Origin of the sequence: Lentzea sp. NPDC004782 (assembly GCF_040609115.1) — a bacterium.
Classification (GTDB): domain Bacteria; phylum Actinomycetota; class Actinomycetes; order Mycobacteriales; family Pseudonocardiaceae; genus Lentzea.
Window position 1 is genome coordinate 244,136 of the sequence record NZ_JBEXJN010000004.1, and the last position, 17,832, is coordinate 261,967.

The 17,832-nt window shown below is 69.9% G+C and carries 18 protein-coding genes; 11 read left to right on the forward strand and 7 right to left on the reverse strand.

The window, feature by feature from the left end:
• Positions 1–13 precede the first annotated feature (13 nt).
• Genes ABZV40_RS05980 through ABZV40_RS05990 form a run of 3 tightly spaced genes read right to left on the reverse strand, consistent with a single transcriptional unit; the run spans position 14 to position 4,297 of the window.
• Positions 14–1,411, reverse strand: a complete 1,398-nt coding sequence (locus tag ABZV40_RS05980; RefSeq protein ID WP_355436493.1) for a gluconate:H+ symporter — start codon at positions 1,409–1,411, stop codon at positions 14–16.
• Positions 1,408–2,991 carry a D-aminoacylase gene (locus ABZV40_RS05985; protein ID WP_355436496.1) on the reverse strand — a complete coding sequence of 528 codons (1,584 nt, stop codon included), beginning with the start codon at positions 2,989–2,991 and terminating at the stop codon, positions 1,408–1,410. The genes ABZV40_RS05980 and ABZV40_RS05985 overlap by 4 nt, the downstream gene beginning before the upstream one ends.
• Positions 2,992–3,004: 13 nt before the next feature.
• The gene (locus ABZV40_RS05990) at positions 3,005–4,297 is read right to left on the reverse strand and encodes an amino acid deaminase (RefSeq protein WP_355436498.1); all 1,293 of its coding nucleotides are present in this window, start codon (positions 4,295–4,297) and stop codon (positions 3,005–3,007) included.
• Between the two features lie 85 nt (positions 4,298–4,382).
• On the opposite strand from ABZV40_RS05990, the gene ABZV40_RS05995 reads away from it, so the two are divergent.
• The 6 genes from ABZV40_RS05995 (at position 4,383) to ABZV40_RS06020 (ending at position 8,403) form a co-directional block, all read left to right on the forward strand.
• Positions 4,383–5,348, forward strand: a complete 966-nt coding sequence (locus ABZV40_RS05995; RefSeq protein WP_355436501.1) for a sugar kinase — start codon at positions 4,383–4,385, stop codon at positions 5,346–5,348.
• Positions 5,349–6,095, forward strand: a complete 747-nt coding sequence (locus ABZV40_RS06000) for an IclR family transcriptional regulator (protein ID WP_355436503.1) — start codon at positions 5,349–5,351, stop codon at positions 6,093–6,095.
• Between the two features lie 11 nt (positions 6,096–6,106).
• Positions 6,107–6,487, forward strand: a complete 381-nt coding sequence (locus tag ABZV40_RS06005; RefSeq protein WP_355436506.1) for a Rid family detoxifying hydrolase — start codon at positions 6,107–6,109, stop codon at positions 6,485–6,487.
• Between the two features lie 63 nt (positions 6,488–6,550).
• A complete protein-coding gene (locus ABZV40_RS06010) occupies positions 6,551–7,111 on the forward strand; it encodes a hypothetical protein (RefSeq protein WP_355436509.1) in 561 nt (186 codons plus the stop codon).
• Between the two features lie 48 nt (positions 7,112–7,159).
• A complete protein-coding gene (locus tag ABZV40_RS06015) occupies positions 7,160–7,750 on the forward strand; it encodes a hypothetical protein (RefSeq protein WP_355436512.1) in 591 nt (196 codons plus the stop codon).
• Positions 7,747–8,403, forward strand: coding sequence for a hypothetical protein (locus tag ABZV40_RS06020; protein WP_355436515.1), 657 nt, complete (start codon positions 7,747–7,749; stop codon positions 8,401–8,403). Before ABZV40_RS06015 ends, ABZV40_RS06020 begins: the two co-directional genes overlap by 4 nt.
• Here ABZV40_RS06020 and ABZV40_RS06025 read toward each other — a convergent pair.
• Positions 8,397–8,750: a DUF1844 domain-containing protein gene (locus ABZV40_RS06025; RefSeq protein WP_355436518.1), complete on the reverse strand. Its 354-nt coding sequence runs from the start codon at positions 8,748–8,750 to the stop codon at positions 8,397–8,399. The two genes, ABZV40_RS06020 and ABZV40_RS06025, sit on opposite strands and share 7 nt — an antisense overlap.
• 287 nt (positions 8,751–9,037) lie before the next feature.
• On the opposite strand from ABZV40_RS06025, the gene infC reads away from it, so the two are divergent.
• The 4 genes from infC (at position 9,038) to ABZV40_RS06045 (ending at position 11,198) form a co-directional block, all read left to right on the forward strand.
• Positions 9,038–9,652, forward strand: a complete 615-nt coding sequence (gene infC, locus ABZV40_RS06030) for a translation initiation factor IF-3 (RefSeq protein ID WP_355436521.1) — start codon at positions 9,038–9,040, stop codon at positions 9,650–9,652.
• Positions 9,653–9,702: 50 nt separating this feature from the next.
• Positions 9,703–9,897 (forward strand): 50S ribosomal protein L35, encoded by a 195-nt coding sequence (rpmI, locus tag ABZV40_RS06035; protein ID WP_109640906.1) that lies wholly within the window; start codon positions 9,703–9,705, stop codon positions 9,895–9,897.
• 75 nt (positions 9,898–9,972) lie between these two features.
• The gene (gene rplT, locus ABZV40_RS06040; protein ID WP_112272480.1) at positions 9,973–10,362 is read left to right on the forward strand and encodes a 50S ribosomal protein L20; all 390 of its coding nucleotides are present in this window, start codon (positions 9,973–9,975) and stop codon (positions 10,360–10,362) included.
• Positions 10,359–11,198, forward strand: a complete 840-nt coding sequence (locus ABZV40_RS06045; RefSeq protein WP_355436604.1) for an RNA methyltransferase — start codon at positions 10,359–10,361, stop codon at positions 11,196–11,198. The genes rplT and ABZV40_RS06045 overlap by 4 nt, the downstream gene beginning before the upstream one ends.
• Here ABZV40_RS06045 and ABZV40_RS06050 read toward each other — a convergent pair.
• A complete protein-coding gene (locus ABZV40_RS06050; protein ID WP_355436525.1) occupies positions 11,186–12,337 on the reverse strand; it encodes a cytochrome P450 in 1,152 nt (383 codons plus the stop codon). The two genes, ABZV40_RS06045 and ABZV40_RS06050, sit on opposite strands and share 13 nt — an antisense overlap.
• Before the next feature lie 47 nt (positions 12,338–12,384).
• On the opposite strand from ABZV40_RS06050, the gene ABZV40_RS06055 reads away from it, so the two are divergent.
• On the forward strand, positions 12,385–13,296 hold the full coding sequence (locus ABZV40_RS06055; RefSeq protein WP_355436528.1) for a S41 family peptidase: 912 nt from the start codon (positions 12,385–12,387) through the stop codon (positions 13,294–13,296).
• Positions 13,297–13,315: 19 nt separating this feature from the next.
• Here ABZV40_RS06055 and ABZV40_RS06060 read toward each other — a convergent pair whose 3' ends face one another.
• The gene (locus tag ABZV40_RS06060; RefSeq protein ID WP_355436530.1) at positions 13,316–16,018 is read right to left on the reverse strand and encodes a hypothetical protein; all 2,703 of its coding nucleotides are present in this window, start codon (positions 16,016–16,018) and stop codon (positions 13,316–13,318) included.
• Positions 16,015–17,778, reverse strand: a complete 1,764-nt coding sequence (locus ABZV40_RS06065) for an HSP90 family protein (protein ID WP_355436533.1) — start codon at positions 17,776–17,778, stop codon at positions 16,015–16,017. The genes ABZV40_RS06060 and ABZV40_RS06065 overlap by 4 nt, the downstream gene beginning before the upstream one ends.
• Positions 17,779–17,832: the final 54 nt, after the last annotated feature.

Here is a 17,832-nt window from a genome sequence, read left to right on the forward strand (position 1 = left end):
GAGTTGTGTCCGATTAGACGACCAGGCTGAGCAGTGCGGCGACCACGAAACCGACCACGGACAGGATGGTTTCCAGCACCGTCCACGACTGCAGCGTTTCCTTCACCGAAAGGCCGAAGTACCGGGACACGATCCAGAACCCGCCGTCGTTGACGTGCGAGGCGATGATCGAACCGGACGCGATGGCCATGACCACCAGCGCGAGCTGCGGTTGCGAGTAGTGCAGGTCCGAGACCACCGGCGCCACGATGCCCGCGGTCGTCACGATCGCGACCGTCGCCGAGCCCTGTGCGATCCGGATGACGCAGCTGATCACGTAGGCCAGTGCGATCACCGGCAGGCCGAGGTCCGAAAGTTCGCCGGCGAGCGTCTTGCCGATGCCGGTCGCGGCCAGCACCGCGCCGAAGAAGCCACCGGCACCGACCACGAGCAGGATCATGGCGACCGGCCGCAGGGAGGCGCCGGCCATCTCCGCGATCTTGTCCCGCGTCATGCCGCGCCGGAAGCCGAGCAGCCAGAACGCGAGCAGCACCGCGATCGTCAGCGCCACCGCGGGCGTGCCGAAGAACGTGGCGACCGAGTACGCCCGCGAGCCCTTCTGCAGCAGGATCGAGCCGAACGTGCCGGCGAGGATGAGCACCAGCGGCAGGCCGATGATCGAGAGCACCAGCCCGAGCGACGGCGGCTCCCGGTCGCCGTTCTCGGCCTTCGCCTGCTCGGCCGCGACCAGCATCTCCTCGGGCACCGGCACGTCGATGCGCTTGCCGATCCAGTAGGAGTAGAGGACACCGCCGACGAACCACGACGGGATCGCCACCGCCAGACCCATGATGATGATCCAGCCGAGCGACACCTTGAGCAGACCGGCCGCCGCCACCGGTCCCGGGTGAGGCGGCATGAACGCGTGCATGACCGAAAGGCCCGCCAGCAACGGCATGCTGAACAGCACGATCGACTTGCCGCTGCGCTTGGCCGCCACGTAGACCAGCGGTGCCAGCACGAAGATGCCGATGTCGAAGAAGACCGGCACGCCGAAGATGAGACCGGCGAGACCGATCGCGACCGGCGCCCGCTTCTCGCCGAACGCGTGCATCAGCTTGTCCATCAGCACCTGCGCGCCGCCGGACGCCTCGAGGATCGCGCCCAGCAGCGTGCCGAGACCGATGATCGCGGTGATGTGGCCGAGGATGCCGCCGAAGCCCTTCTCCAGCAACGAGTCCGAGGCCTTCTGCGCCGACCCGACCAGCGTCTCGGTCGGCACGCCCGCGGCCAGTGCCACGCCCAGCGCGACCACGATCAACGCGATGAACGGCTCGACCTTGAACCGGATGATGAGGAGCAGCAGCACCGCGATGCTGACTACCGCGAGGGTGAGCAGACCCCCTGTTGAGTGTTGCAACCAGTTGATCACGGGCGGCTCCTGAGTGAATGGCCTGGCAATGCGCCGGTGGCGGTTCCGTCGTCGATCACCGTCACCCCGTTGCAGAACACGTACGGGATGCCGGCGGCCTGCTGCCGAGGCTGCTCGAACGTCGCCGTGTCGGCGATCGTCGAGGCGTCGAACAGCACCAGGTCGGCCGCGAAACCCTCGCGGACCAGACCCCGGTCGGTGAGCCGCAAACGCTTGGCCGCTCGGCCGGTGAGGTGCTCGACGCACTCCTCCAGGCTCAGCACGCCCAGCTCGCGGACGTAGCGCGCGAAGTAGCGGGGGAACGTCCCCCACGCGCGCGGGTGCGGCCGGTCGCCCACGAGCAGGCCGTCGCTGCCGCCCGTGTGCGCCGGATGCTTCATGATCGCCTGCACGTTCTCCTCGTGGCCGACGTGCATCAGGCACGACGTTCCCAGGCGTTCGTCGACCAGCACGTCGAAGTACAGCTCGGCCGGTGCGCGGCCCAGCCGCAGCGCCGACGCGTGCACGCTGGCGCCGACCAGGTGCGCGTTGTGGTCGTTGCGCACACCGTTGATCTCGATGGAGTCCCAGTCGACCGGTACGCCGTGGCAGCCGTCCGACCCGGTTTCCTCGATCTCGGCGCGGATGCGCTCGCGGGTGTCCACATCGGACAAACGGGCGAGTGCCTGCTCCGGCCCGCCTTCCGTGGCCCACGACGGCAGCAGCGCGCTGAGGTAGGTCGCGCCCGGCAGGTACGGGTAGGTGTCCAGCGAGATGTCCGCGCCGCCGGCCATGGCGTCGTCGAGCAACCGGAGCAGCTCGGGCGCCCTGCCTTTGTTCACCGGGAAGTTCATCGTGGCGTGCGCGAGGTGCAACGGGCAGCCGGAGCGTTGGGAGACGTCCACCATCTCGGCGTACGCCTCCAATGCGCCGGCGCCGTAGCTGCGGTGGTGAGGGCTGTAGAACCCGCCGTGCTGCCCGACGACCTCGCACAGCTGTACGAGCTCGGACGTGTCCGCGTACATGCCCGGCGTGTAGGTGAGCCCGGACGACATGCCCATCGCGCCCTCGGCCAGTGACTGCGCGAGGACCGACTTCATCCTGTCCACCTCGGACTCGGAAGGCGGCCGGTCGTCCCAGCCGACGACGAGCATCCGCAAAGTCCCCTGCGGCACCAGGTAGGCGGCGTTCACCGCGATGCCCCGGTCGAGCCGGTCGAGGTACTCGCCGACCGAGCGCCAGTTCCAGTCGAAGCCCGGCGGGTCGTCGTTCCACCCGGCGAGCTGGCCGCGCAACGTCGCCAGCACCTCGTCGTTCACCGGGGCGTACGACAACCCGTCCTGGCCCAGCACCTCGGTCGTGACGCCCTGCGAGACCTTCGCCAGGTGGTCGGGTTCGGCGAGGACCCGCAGGTCCGAGTGCGAGTGCATGTCGATGAACCCCGGCGCGAGCACGAGCCCGTCCGCGTCGATCGACCTCCTGCCCGTGAGCCCGTGGCCGATCTCCGAGATGACGCCGTCCTTGATCGCCACATCCGCGCGGTACGCGGGTGTACCAGTGCCGTCTGCGATCAGCGGTCCGCGCAGGACGACGTCCTCCATCGGTGTGCTCCGATCAGAAGTAGGTGCGAATCAGGTCGACCACGGTCGTGCCCTCGACGACCGGGATCAGCTGCCACTTGTCGAACACCGTGCAGGGGTGGGAAAGCCCGAGGCCGACCCAGTCTCCGACGCGGACCGTGGCCTCGGCGCCGAGCGAGAGGAACGCGTGCTGGTCGTTCAGCGCGGTGACCTTCGCCTGGGTCAACGGCGCGATCGCACCGTCACGGCGGCGCACCAGCTGCGGTTCCGGCAGGCCCTCGTCGAACGACGCGTCGCGCTTGCCGATCGTCAGCAGCGCCAGGTCGCGCTGCGGCCGTGACGTCACCTGAGCCCATGCGCGCAAAGCACTTCTGAACGGCTCCACGCCGTCGATGCGCGAGAACGGTGAGATCCCGCGGTAGAAGCCGTCGTCGTGCGTGATGTACGCGCCGCTGCGCAGCACCGGGTTCACCGGTACGGGCCACGGCTGCGTCAGCGTCGCCGCCACCTGGTCGAAGTAGGCGCTGCCACCTGCGGTGACGATCACCTCGTCCAGCTCGTCGAGCAGTCCCGCGTCGGCCAGCCGCAGCACGAGCGTGCGCAGGTCACTCAGATATCGGTCCACAATGGATTGCGATGACTCGGAGGCGTCGTGGGCCAGTGCGCCTTCGTAGCCACCGACGCCCACCAGTCGCAGCACCGGGCTCTGGTCCACCGCCCGTGCGACCGCCAGCGCCGTGTCGAGGTCGCGCGCGCCGGTTCGCCCACCGGGAGCGCCGAGCTCGACCAGCACGTCGACCGGGCGGGACGGCTGCAGCTCCTGCAACGTCTCGCTCATCAGCGCGACCCCGGCCTCGGAGTCGGCCCAGCAGCTGAACTCGAAGCGCGGGTCGTGGTCCAGCTCGGCGACCAGCCAGCGCAGCGCGGCCGGGTCGAGCAGCTGGTTGGCCAGCAGCACGCGCGAGACCCCGAACGCCCGGTAGACGCGCACCTGCGAGGCGTTGGCCGCGGTGATGCCCCAGACCCCGTGCTCGACCTGCCGCTGGAAGAGCTGCGGCGCCATCGTCGTCTTGCCGTGCGGCGCCAGCTTGACGCCGTGGTTGTCACACCACTTGGCCATCGTCGTGAGGTTGTGCGTCAACGCGTCCGCGTCCAGTACGACGAGCGGTCCGACGAACTCGTCGGCGAAGAGGTCCAGCCGCCGGTCGGCGACCTCGCCGACGGTCGAACCGAAGGTGCTCGACGGCAGGCCCTTGAACCGCCAGCTGATCCGTTCGGAACGGATGTCGGCGACGGCCGAGAGGTCCATCTCCATCAGTTGTTGCATATTTTGCAACTCCCATTGCGCGATGTGATGCTGGAGTGTGTAGCATTCGGGTGCGCCGCCGTCAACGAACACCTCTGGAGCACGCATGCGGTTCGAACACGTCGGCGGTGTCGTGTGTCTCGGCGAGACCATGGTGATGATGGTTCCGGCTGAGCCCGGCCCCGTGCATCTGGTGCGCACGTGGCACCGCGCCGTCGGAGGCGCCGAGTCCAACGTCGCCATCCACCTGGCCCGCCTCGGCGTGCGGTCGTCGTGGGTCAGCGCGGTCGGCGACGACTCGTTCGGGCGCGCCGTGCTCGACGCGGTCGGCGGCTTCGGCGTCGACATCTCGCGGGTGCGGGTCGACCCGACCCGCCCGACCGGCCTCTACGTCAAGGAGGCCTCGCCGCACGGCAGCCCGGTGCGCTACTACCGGCGCGGTTCGGCGGCGTCCGGCATGGGGCTGGAGATGATCGACCGGCTGGGCCTCCGCGACGTGCGGCTGGTGCACCTCAGCGGGATCACCGCCGCCCTGTCCGACTCGTGCCTGGCGCTGATGCGCGAGCTGCTGCGGCGGCCGCGGCACGGCTTCCGGATCTCGTTCGACCTGAACTGGCGGCCCGCGCTGTGGGCCGACCGCGACCCGCGCGTGCTGCGCGAGCTCGCGGACCTGGCCGACGTCGTGCTCGCGGGCTCCGACGAGGCCGAGCTGGTGTGGGGGACCGGTGATCCAGCCCGGCTGCGGACGCTGCTGCCCGGCCCGTCGTCGCTGGTGGTGAAGCAGGGCGCGGAGGGCGCGACGCTGCTGGAAGGCGGGTCGTCGCACTTCGAACCGGCGTTGAAGGTCGAGGTCGTGGAACCGGTCGGGGCCGGTGACGCGTTCGCCGCCGGTTTCCTCGCGGCGACCCTCGCGGGACAGACCCCGTCGGTCCGGCTGCGGGCCGGGCACCTGCAGGCGGCCGCCGCTTTGCTGACCGCGGAGGACGTCGGAGATCCTTTGCCGGACGACGTGACAGCTCCGCTGCTGCACGCCGACCCGCAGACCTGGGCGTCCGCCCGCCTGGAGGTGTAGATGAGCCAGAGCCTCGACCGCGCGCTCACGCTGGTGAGCCAGCTCGCGACGGGCCCGAAGACGCTGGACGAGCTGTCCGGTGTGATCGGCGTGCACAAGTCGACGACGCTCCGGCTGTTGCGCACGCTGGAGTCACACCGGTTCGTGCAGCGCGACGGCGTGCACCACTACCGCCTGGGCACGGCGTTGTTCGACCTCGCCAACCGCGCTCTGGAGGAACGCGACGTCCGGCGCGCGGCCGAGCCCGCGTTGCGCGACCTCAACTCCCGCCTGGGCCACACCGTCCACCTCGCGTCCTACGAGGACGGTGAGGTGATCTACATCGACAAGTACGAGTCGAGACATCAGATGCGGATGTACTCCCGCATCGGCCGTCGCGCACCGTTGCACTGCACGGCCGTGGCGAAGGTCCTGCTGGCCGACCTGCCCGCCGCCGCGCTGCAGAAGGTGTTGTCCACGATGGAGTTCCCGCGCCTGACGGCGAACACCATCATCGGCCCGACGGCGTACCTCGCGGAGCTGGAACGCGTGCGCGCCAACGGGTACGCGATCGACAACGCCGAACACGAGGACTTCATCCACTGCATCGCCGCCCCGATCAGGGGTGCGCGCGGCGAGGTGCTCGCCGCCGTGTCGATGTCGGTGCCCAAGGTGCTGCTCGACTTCGACGGGCTCCTCGGTCACCTCCCAGACCTGCTGGCCACTGCAGAAGCTGCCTCTGTCGAGTGCGGTTACGTTCCAAGATGAGGGGAAGTCCGTTGTCCAAGGTTGAGATCAGGACCGCCGACGCGCCGCAGCCGGTGGCGAAGTTCTCGCAGGGTGTGCGCAAGGGCAACATCCTGCAGGTGGCGGGTCAGGTGGCGTTCGATCCGAAGTCCGGCGAGATCGTCGGCACGACCGTCGCCGAGCAGACGCGCCAGACGTTCGCGAACCTCAACGCCGTGCTGGCCGCGGGTGGCGCGTCCATCGACGACGTGGTGATGATCCGCGTCTACCTCACCGACACCGCGCACTTCGCGGAGCTGAACGAGGTCTACGGCGAGTTCGTGACCGAGCCCGCGCCCGCCCGCACGACCGTCTACGTCGGACTGCCGGCCGGTCTGCTGGTGGAGATCGACGCGCTGGCCGTCGTCGACTGATCGGTGTTTGCTTGACGGCGTGCCTCCGCCCGGAGGCACGCCGTCGCCGGTTGGAGGCCGTGGTTGATATCGGAGAAGGCCAACGTCCGCATGCGTGCGGCGCTGCACGCGATCAGGCCTGGCGACACGCTCCTGCCGGCGGCTCTGGCCGACACGGCGGCGAAGCGGGAGATCACCAGCCTGGAGATCCCCCGCCAGGACGACCTGACCGAGCTGTTCGCCGTCTCGATGGCCTACGCGCGCGCGTGCCTGCGGGCGGCTGACCGGCCTGCCACCGCGCTGTTCGCCATCTCCGAGCCGTACGACGACGTCATTCCGGTCACCACGCATGTCTCCCTGTGCGCGGTGGCGCCGGACCTGACCGGGTTCGAGGACGACGAGCGGCCGTTGATGCTGCTGAGCACCGAGCAGACCGACTTCCTGTACGCGTCCAACGACGAGCAGGAGACGGTCATGGCCGACACCGCTTCGGCGCTGGAACGCCTGGGCCTGTCCCGCGAGGAGGCGCTGCGCGGGGTCAACGAGTTCTGGGGCGAGCCGAACCGGCGCTGGTCGTTGCTGTACGGCGGCTGGATCGAGCGGCAGCCGGGTGAGCACTGGGCCCGGCTCATCACCACGGCGTAGTGACCCGGTCACTCGGCGGCAGATGCTTCGCATGGCAACATCCCGCGTATGAAGTGGTACGCGGACAGACCGGGCAGGCTCACGCGTCAGCTGATCGCCGACCTCCTCGCCGTGGCGTGGGTGGCGGTCTGGATCTGGGTGGCCACCACCGCCCACGACTGGGTGCTCGAACTGAGAGCGCCCGGCGACGGCCTGGTCAACGCGGGCGGCGACATCCGCGACGTCTTCACCAACGCCGCCGGCAAGGCCAAGGGCGTGCCGTTCGTGGGCAACGACCTCGCGGGGGCGCTGGGCAACGGCACCAAGGCGGGCGAGACGCTCATCGGGGTCGGCAACGCCCAGATCGGGGTGGTGCAGGACACCGCGTTCTGGCTCGCCGTCGCCCTCGTCGCGATCCCCGTGCTGTTCCTGCTGATCACCTGGCTGCCGTTGCGGCTCAGGTACGCGTTCCGGGCCGGCACCACGGCGAAGCTCCGCGACAAACCCGACCTGCTCGCCCTGAGAGCGCTTACCGGCCTGAAGCCGAGGGAGCTCGCGAAGTTCTCCGGCGACCCCGCGGTCGGCTGGCGGACCGGGGACACCGACGTCATCGACGAGCTGGCCAAGAGGCAGCTCGCGGCACTGGGGGTGCGGGCATGATCGCGCTCGCGGTGATCGCCGCCGTCGTCGCGATGTGCGCCGTGGCCGTCTCGCTGTGGCAGGCGAAAGAGGCGAAGCACGCTCAGGACGCCGCGAAGAACGCCCAGGAGGCCGCCAGGCAGACCCAGGAGGAGGCGCAGGCCGCGCGCAGGGCCGTCGAGCAGGCCGCGACGAGCGCGCTGCAGGCCAGGACGGCGCTGGACGAGGCCAAGAAGGCGCTGGAGGAGTCGAGGAAGGCCGCCGCGCAGGCGCAGGAGGCGGCCGAGGCGTCCCGGATGCTCGCCGACGAGGCGCAGTTCACCGCCCAGCAGGCGACCCAGCAGGTCAACGAGCTGACGGAGACCGTCGCCGCGGAACGCATGAGGAGGGGCATGCCGACGTTCGCCATCACGCCCGGCGCGCCCGACGAGTTCCGGCTCAGCTACTTCGGCGGGCCCGCGGTCATCGAGCAGCTCACGGTGTCGGTGGTGCCGGGCAGCCGGGTGCTGGGCCTGTCCCAGCACAACGAGCCCCCGGCCGAGCACCTGGACGTGGGACCCCTCTACAACGGCTCGGCCATCACCTTCCGCGCGGCGACCGGGCAGCGGGCCAGCGCGGTGTTCCAGGTCAGGGCCGAACCGTGGGAGCCCGTCGTCGTCCGGGCAGATCAGTAGACGGGACCGGTGTACTTCTCACCGGGGCCCTGACCGGGCTCGTCCGGCACGACCGAGGTCTCGCGGAAGGCGCGCTGCACGGACTGCAGCCCGTCCTTGAGCGGCGCGGCGTGCGGGCCGAGGTACTCGGAGGAGGCGGTGACCAGGCCGGCCAGGGCGGTGATCAGGCGGCGGGCCTCGTCCAGGTCGCGGCGCGGGGAGTTGTCCGGGTCCGGGTCGGCGAGGCCGAGGCGCTCCGCGGAGGCGGACAGCAGCATCACGGCAGCCCGGCTGATCACCTCGATGCTGGGGACGTCGCCCAGGTCGCGGATGCCGTCGTCAACACTGCCTTCAAGCGGATCGGTCACGGGCACCATTCAAGCAAGACGGCCGCGCGGGTCCTCGATTCGGGGGTTGACAACGGCGTCTGCTACTATTTCCGACGCGACCAGCTCTCGTTGATGCGAGAGCGGCAAGTGGAGCCCCGCTCCCACCCGCGTTCACCGCCTCAAGAGGTGGCCGGGTCCGGTCCTCCTGGCGACAGGGCGCACACGGGTGCCCGAGTGTTCAGGTTTGCGATCGGTCGGAAGCGGGCCCTGTCGTCGTCGACGACGGGGCTCTTGTTTTTGGCGCAAACGAGTCGCAAAGGACGTGAATGACAAGTCCCTCGAACCGAGGTGCTCCCGCGAGCACCGAGCCGCGCATCAACGACCGCATCCGCGTGCCCGAGGTCCGTCTGGTCGGACCGAACGGCGAGCAGGTCGGGATCGTTCGCATCGAGGACGCACTCCGACTCGCGCAGGAAGCGGATCTGGACCTCGTCGAGGTCGCCGCGCAGGCTCGACCTCCGGTCTGCAAGCTCATGGACTACGGCAAGTTCAAGTACGAGACCGCTCAGAAGGCTCGTGAATCTCGCCGCAACCAGCAGCTGACCGTCATCAAGGAGCAGAAGCTCCGGCCGAAGATCGACCCGCACGACTACCAGACGAAGAAGGGCCACGTGGCCCGCTTCCTCTCGCACGGGAACAAGGTCAAGGTGACCATCATGTTCCGCGGTCGCGAGCAGTCGCGCCCCGAGCTCGGTTATCGGTTGTTGCAGAAGCTGGCGGAGGACGTCGCGGAGCTGGGCTTCGTCGAGTCCAACCCCAAGCAGGACGGCCGCAACATGATCATGGTGTTGGCGCCGCACAAGAACATCAAGGCGCGTCCGGTCAAGCAGGAGCAGGACGACGTCGTCGAGGCCGACGACGCCGCCGAAGCCGCCGAATAAGGACGCATGGCCGCCCCCGACCCGGTGGGTAGCACGAGACGAGGACGGAAATGCCGAAGAACAAGACGCACAGCGGGACCTCGAAGCGCTTCAAGGTCACCGGTAGCGGCAAGATCGTCCGGGAGAAGGCCGGCAAGCGCCACATCCTGGAGAAGAAGTCGAGCCGCGTCACCCGTCGCATGAGCGGCACCGCGGTCGTGTCGGAGAACGACGCGCCGCGCATCAAGAAGCTGCTCGGTCTCTGACCCGCTTCGACACCCCCTAGCTAACTCGGGCGAGGGCCCCGACCCCTCTCCCCATGAGATCGACAGGATGGACCCGTGGCACGCGTCAAGCGGGCTGTGAACGCCCAGAAGAAGCGTCGTACCACCCTTGAGCTGGCCAGCGGCTACCGCGGCCAGCGCTCGAGGCTGTACCGCAAGGCCAAGGAGCAGGTGCTCCACTCGCTCAACTACGCGTACCGCGACCGCCGTGCGCGCAAGGGCGACTTCCGCAAGCTGTGGATCCAGCGGATCAACGCCGCTGCCCGCGCGAACGGCATGACCTACAACCGCCTCATCCAGGGCCTTCGCCTGGGCGGCGTCGAGGTCGACCGCAAGATCCTCGCGGACCTCGCCGTCACCGACGCCACCGCCTTCACGGCCCTCGTCGAGATCGCCCGCAAGGCGCTCCCGGCCGACGTGAACGCTCCGGCCGGGGACCAGGCCTGAGCCAGCACGCTCGCAGTCCGCGACCCGAGGCAGCTCCGTTCACCGAACGGACGCCTCGGGTCGTTGCTGCTCGCCACCTGACCCGCCGCCAGGGCCGTGACAAGGCAGGTCGCTTCCTCGTCGAGGGAGCCCAGGCCGTGCGCGAGGCGCTGTCGTGGCGGGCCGGCCAGGTCCACGAGCTCTTCGTCACGGCGACGGCCGCGGGGCGCAACGCCGAGCTGCTCCAGGCAGCCTCGGACCGGGGCATCCGGATCAGCGACGTCACCGACAAGGCCGCCGCGTCGCTGTCGGAAACCGTGACGCCCCAGGGCCTCATCGCCGTGTGCGACGCCGTCCCGCAGCCGCTGGACACCGCGCTGCAGGGCACCCCGCGGCTCGTCGCCGTGCTGCACGGCGTCTCGGACCCCGGCAACGCGGGCACCGTCACGCGCGTGGCCGACGCGGCCGGCGCCGACGCGGTGATCTTCGCCGGCGACACGGTCGACCCGCACAACGGCAAGTGCGTGCGCGCCTCCACGGGCTCGCTCTTCCACCTGCCGATCGCGCGTTCCCGGGACGCCGCGGAGGTGTTCGCCGCCTGCCGCGCCGCCGGTCTGCGTCTCGTCGGCGCCGACGGTTACGCGAAGGACGACCTCGTCGAAGCCTCGGTGAGGGGTGAGCTCGCCCAGCCCACCGCGTGGGTGTTCGGCAGCGAGGCCCACGGCCTGCCCGACGACGTGCTGGCGGAGCTCGACACCTCGCTGAAGGTGCCCCTGTACGGGGCCGCCGAGAGCCTCAACCTCGCGACGGCCGCCGCGGTCTGCCTCTACGCCTCGGCGCGGGATCAGCGCAGCTGAACGGGAAGTGACTCGATGCCCCGGGTCATCTTCCCTCCGCTCCACTGTGGACAGAACTCCTCCGGGAGCCGGTAGTCCGGGATCAGGCTGAGCACCTCCTCGGCGACGATCCGCATCTCCAGCAACGCGAGATGCTCTCCCACGCACCGGTGCACGCCATATCCGAACGCCAGGTGCGGGTTCCGTTCGCGCGCGCAGTCGAACTCGGCCGGCCGCTCGAACACCGCCGGATCGTGGTTGGCCGCGTTGAGCACCGCCAGCACCCGCCGCCCGTCGGGCAGGGAGGTCCGCGCGATGCCCACGACCGGCGACTCGATCCGCAGGCACTCGTCGACCATCCGCGGGATCAACGAGGGTTCCGCGAGAACCCGTGCGCGCAACCCGTCCACGGTCGCCAGGAAGTAGAGCATCGCGCTGAGACCGTGCACGGTCGTCTCGTGCCCGGCGATGATCAGGAACACGAACATCCCGATCTGCTCCTCCACCGTCAGCGGACGCCCGTCCACGGTCCCGTTCGCGATCGCCAGCGCCACGGTGTCCGCGCCCGCCGCGCGCTGCCGGTCGAGCTGATCGGCGATGTACTCGCGGAACTCCCGCAGCGCCAGATCGCCGTCCTCCCGCTCGCCGGTGCGGGCCGCGAGGAACAACCGGTCCACCCACCCGAGGAACAACGCGCCGTCCTCCGGTGGCATGCCGAGGATCAACGCGATCGCGACGGGCGGCAGGTAGTGCGCGAGTTCGGGCACCAGGTCGGCCTCATCGCGGGCGAGCAACTCCTTGATCCGATGCCGCACCAACGTGCGCAACGTGTCGTCGTACTGCGCCACGGCCGTGCGGGTGAAGTGCCGCTGCAGGATCTTGCGGTACATGGTGTGCAGCGGCGGGTCGAAGTCGATCGGAGGCTTCCCTGTCGTGGTGAGCCGCGGGATGGCGATGCCGTCCGTCGAGCTGTAAGTGCCGTGGTCGCCCAGAATCTGCTTGATCGTGTCGTAGGTCAGCGCCGCCGTGAACCCGCCGTGTTTCGTGGAATGCACGACGGGACATTGCGCGCGCAGGCCGGCCAGCACGTCGTTCAACGGGTTGGCCAGCAACGGATCGATGTGGTCGAACTGCCAGTCAGGATGCACACCGCTACTCACGCCGAAAATCCACTCGCGGTTCTCCGCGCGTCTCGTATCGTGTGCCGGTGCGCGAACCCGAGATCGAACTCCTGTGCTCCCAGCTCGCTTCCTACTACGTTTTTCCTGACGTGGCCAACGACATCGCCAAGATCTTGCGCACCCGGCTGGCCGATGGTGCGTACGTCGACGTGGACGACGAGGCGTTCGCCGCCCTGGTCACCACCGACCTGCAGAGCGTCAACGGCGACAAGCACCTCCGTTTGCTCCACAGCCACGACGAGATCCCGGAAACCGGTCAGGCGTCGGCCTGGGACCCGGTGGCCTACCGGAAGGAAGCCGAGCTCGACGCGTTCGGCATCGCCAAGGTCGACCGCCTCGAGGGCAACGTCGGCCTGCTCGACCTCCGCCTGCTGCACGCCGCCGAGATCGCCACGCCCGCCTACGTCGCGGCCATGAACCTCATCGCCCACACCGACGCGCTGATCATCGACCTGCGCAACAACCGCGGCGGCGACCCCAACACGGTGGCGTTGATCTGCAGCTACCTGTTCGACGAGCGCGTGCACCTCAACGACATCTACAACCGCCCGGACGACATCACCTTGCAGTTCTGGACGCTGCCGCACGTGCCGGGCCCGAAGTTCGGCGGCAAGAAGCCGATCTACGTCCTCACCAGCAACCGCACGTTCTCCGGCGCCGAGGAGCTGAGCTACAACCTCCAGCAGAACGAACGCGCCACCTTGATCGGCGAGACCACCAGGGGCGGTGCGCACCCCGGCGACCGCTACCGGGTCGGCCCGCACCTCAAGTCGTCGATCCCCAACGGCCGCGCGATCAACCCGATATCCGGCACGAACTGGGAAGCCGTCGGCGTGGTCCCGCACATCGCGGTGCCCGAGGAGGAGGCCTTCGACGTCGCCTACAAGAAGGCGCTCGCTGAGGTCGATGAAGGGCGCCTTCATCCACGTCAGGTGTAAGAAGGCGCCCTTCATCGACCTAATCGAGGCGGGCGGTCAGGTCTCGGACCAGCGGGTCGGTGCCGGACGGCTTGTTCTGGCGCCGCAACGCCTCCGAGAGCACCGACAGCACGTTGCCGACCAGGTTGTCGTCGGGCAGCAGCGACGCCGCCCGCCGCGCCTCGGCCTCCGCGCCCTCGGGATCGTCCGCCCCGAGCAGCAAGGTCGCCGCCCGCAGCACGATGAACACCCGCCAGCCCTCGTCACCGAGCGACACCACCAGTGCCTCGGCGTCCCGGTAGTGCTTCATCGCCAGTGCGAACTCGCCGGCCTGGCCGTGCACCCAGGCGCGGATCGCCAGGATCTCCGCCTGCCGCCGGGTGACCTCGCGCGGGTCGTCCAGCGACGGCAGCAGCGCCTCCGCCTCGTCCACCGCCGCGCGGGTCTCCGCGATCTCGTCCTCGGGCAGGGCGGAGGCCAGTTCGACCAGCGACCCGACCGCCTCGGAGATGTTGCCCTCCTGCTGCCACAACGCGGCGGCCGCGCGCCAGGACGCCGTCGCCTCGTCGTGCTTGTCCATGCGGCCCTGCACCGAGGCCAACGCATCGAGCAGGAACGCCCGCCTGCCCACCTCTTCCGGTGGCAGCAAGGAGGAGGCCTCGCGCAGGTGCCGTTCGGCGGCCGGGAGCTCGCCCAGCCTGCGGCACACCTGCCCGAGCCGGAAGACGACCTGCAGCCGCAGGTCCTCCTGGCCGTCCTGCAGGAGCCGCAACGACTCCTCCAGCACCTCGGCGGCCTCGACGAACCGGTCCGTCTGCACGTACCCGCCGCTCAGCGCGAAGCAGAAGTGCGCGGTGTGGCCGGGGGAGAGGTGCACGCGCGAGATCGCGACGGCCTCGCGCAGGTCGGGCAGGCACGCCGCTTCCTGGTCCAGCTCCTGGATGGACGCCACCTGGTACCAGCGCGCCTCGGCGGCCTCCGGGAGCGGGAACGCCGCCACGAACTCCCGTGCCGTCGCCATCGCCTCGGGAACCCTGCCCAGCAGGGTCTCCAGCCGCAACCGCAACCGGTAGCCCTCGAACCGCGCGCTCACCGGCAGCTCGCCCGCCATGGCCGCCACGACGTCCGCGTACGCGCCTTCGAGGTCCTGTTGGCGCGCACGGTGTTCCGCCGCCTCGACCAGGACCCGGCCGCGCAGCTCCGGAACGTCCAAAGAGGACGCCAGGGTGATCATCTCGCCGGCCCGCTCGTGGTCGTGCGCGTCGTCGAGCAACTCGGCCAGCGTCAGCGCCGCGACCGCCCGCGTGAAGTCGGACTCGGCTTCGGCCAGGCACCGCTCGGCGAGCTCCAGGCCGCCTTCGAGCCCGATCGCGAGCCGTGCCCGGTAGCGCAGCGCGTAGTCGTGGGGCAGCGCGCCGAGCAGCTGCTCGAACAGCTCGGAGTCGAACGGCACCAGCCCGGTCGTCATCCGCCGGATGCCCGCGTGCGCCGCGAGATCGGGCGGCAGCAACGGGTCCATGTCCGCGGGCAGCGAGTCGAGCATCCGCCGCGCCTTCACGAAGTCGCCCTGCTCGTACAGCGTCACCATCGCCTCGGCGATCTCCACCGGGTCGCCGGACACGACGGGCTCCTCGGCGGGGACCTCAACCGGTGCGGACGGGACAGCCAGCTCGACGGGGGCGTAGTCGGCCTGCGCCAACGCCTTCGACACCCGCTCGACCCACACCGGTGTCCCGTTGCGCGCGTCGAACGCCCCGGCGAGCTCCAGCGCCCGCGCCGAGAGACGGTCGAGCAGCTCCGCGGCCGTCAGCGACCCGACCGACGGCACCTCGAACACCGTGTCCGCCGGAAGCCGTTGCAGCAGAACGGAAGCGCATTCGGCGAACGACATCTCGTCGGCGGGCAGCTGGGTGGCCGTCACCTTGTGCAGCGACCGGCGCAGGACGTCCTCGCCACGAGCGAGGTTGCCGGTCAGCGCGCAGAACCGGATGTGCTCGTGCACGTACGAGGTGATGTCGTCGTCCTTGATCAACCGGTACGCGGTCGTGTGCGCGTGCGCGGCCCGTTCGGCGTCGCCGATCTCCAGCAACGGCCACAGCAGCGCCGTGAGGATGCCCTGCGGCTGCGTGGAGCAGTTCGTGTTGCCGGACAGGCCTTCCCAGCCGTGCGCGGCGGCCTCCTGATGCCGCCCCAGCCGCGCCAGCATCCAGACCTGCTCCTCGACCACGCACGCGTCGCAGTCCGCCATCGGACCGGACTCGGTGGCCAGGTACTTCCCGAGGTGCTCGGCCAGACCGGCCATGTCACCGACGTGGTAGGCGTACTCGGCGCGCGCACCGTGCACCGGCTGCACCGAGAACCCGAGCCGCCCGTAGCGGTCGGCGAGCTGCCCGATCACCGCCTGCAGCTGCTCCAGCGAGAACCGCGGGTCGCGGCGCAGGCCGGTCGCGATCCACTTGTGCGACCAGTTCAGCGAGTGGATCTCGTAGTCGTTGAACGCCTCCGGGTCCTTCTCCTCGGCGGCGCGGGCCCACGCGAACGGCGCCAGCATCAGGTCGTAGCGCGACAGGTAGTAGGCCGAGTCGATCATCGCGATCCGGCACGACACCCCCAGCGGCAGGTGCCCGACCGCGTCGGACATGCGCGCGGCACGTTCCAGCGCCTCGTGCTTCGGCATGCCCGTCGGCATGTTGTAGGCCTCGACGAACGCTCTTTCGGCGTCCTGGGCGGTGAAGTCGGTCATCGTCCCCCCACAGCGCGGTCCAGAAGTTCCAGGAACGAGCGGTTCAGCGCCGCCGTGTCCTTCGGTCGCATCGCCCGCCGAGCCTGCAGAACGGCGTGCACGTACAGAGATTCCAGCGTCAGCTCCACCAGAGCCGGGTCGGTCAGCCGCGCCAGCCGCTGCACGAGCGGGTTGCGGCAGTTGAGGACCAGCTGCTCGGGTCGGGACGTCCCGGAGCCGGCGGTGAGCTGTCCGAGCAGCTCCGCCCACAACGGGTCCGTCACCTCCTCGGCGGTCTGCTCGGTGTCGAGCCTGCGCTGCTGCTCGGCGTTGGTGATCAGCAACGCGGGCAGCGAGACCGGGTCGAAGTCGCGGATCACCGCGTCGCAGTCGTGCCGGTCCAGCGCCGCCGCGCCCTCGGACAGCCGCAGCCGCAACGCGGTCTCGACGTCAGGCTCGGGATCGGCCAGCGCCGCCAGCAGCTCCGACGGGGCCACCCGGCGCGCGACGGACGGACCGTCCAGCGCGCTCAGCCGGTTCAGCAGCTCCAGGTCGTAGGCGTACCCGGCGTTGACCAGGCCCAGCCCCTGCGCTGCCGCGACCGGTGCGAGCTGGTGGAACTCGTCGACGTCCGGGATGTAGAGGACCGCGCCGTGCTTGCGCCTGAACTGCCGCAACGGAATCGCGCCGTCGGTGGTCTCGAACGGCAGCCACCGCTCGACCAGCCGCAGCATCTCGTCGTCGGACCGCGCCAGCGACTTGATCCCGAGGTGGTGCGCGGCCAGCAGCTCACCGGCGCGGCGCGGCTCGATCGCGTCCAGCCGGATCAGCCAGTCGCGGATCTGCTCACCCAGCTCCTCGCGCACCGCGAGCAGCATCTCGTCCTGGTACAGCGACTCGCGCGACGCGGTCGGCCGAATCGCGGACGCGTCGACCACGCACCGCACGAAGTAGGCCCAGTCCGGCAGCAGCCCCTCGACGTTGTCGCCGACCAGCATCCGCTTCAGGTACACCCGGTGCGTCTGCCGCGTGCCCGGATGCACACCGGACGGCAGCACGAACGCGACACCGGTCAGCCCGGCGGCCTCGACCTCGATCGGGATCGCCTCGAACGGCGTGAACCCGAAGATCTGCTCGCAGTACGCGGAAAGATCGGCGTCCTCCCCGTCTTCCGGACTGTCCCACGGCCGTTCGCCGCGGGTCACGACGGCGCCGTCCAGCGTCACGGTCGCGGGCAGCAGATCGCCGTAGTCGGTCACCAGCGGCCGCACGACGTCCGCTTCCAGCCAGTGCTCGTTGCCGCGCGACGAGGTGAGCACCACCGTCGTCCCGACCGGCACGTCACCGTCCACAGCGGAAACCGCGTAGTTCCCGGAAGAATCCGCTTCCCACCGCACCGCCGGGCCACCGCGCGCGGACCGGGTGATCACCGTCACGGAGGAGGCGACGAGGAAGCACGACAGCATGCCGACGCCGAACTGGCCCAGGAACCCCTCCCTGGCGAACCCCAGCTCGTCGCGCTTGGAGGTGCGGCCGAGCGTCGACAGCAGCTCGTGCACCTCGTTCTCGGTGAGCCCCACCCCGGTGTCGGTGATCCGGAACTCCGCGCCGCAGGTGATCGTCACCTCGGCCGGGCAGGACGGGTCGAGCTCGCGCCGTGCCGTGATCGCGTCGACGGCGTTCTGCAGCAGTTCCCGCACGTAGACGCGAGGACTGCTGTACAGGTGGTGGCTGAGCAGGTCGATGATGCCGCGCAGGTCGACGCGGAAGGTGTGCGACATGGTGCCGCCCATCCTAGGGACGGACGAGGGGCCGGTGCCGCTCTTTAACGCCAA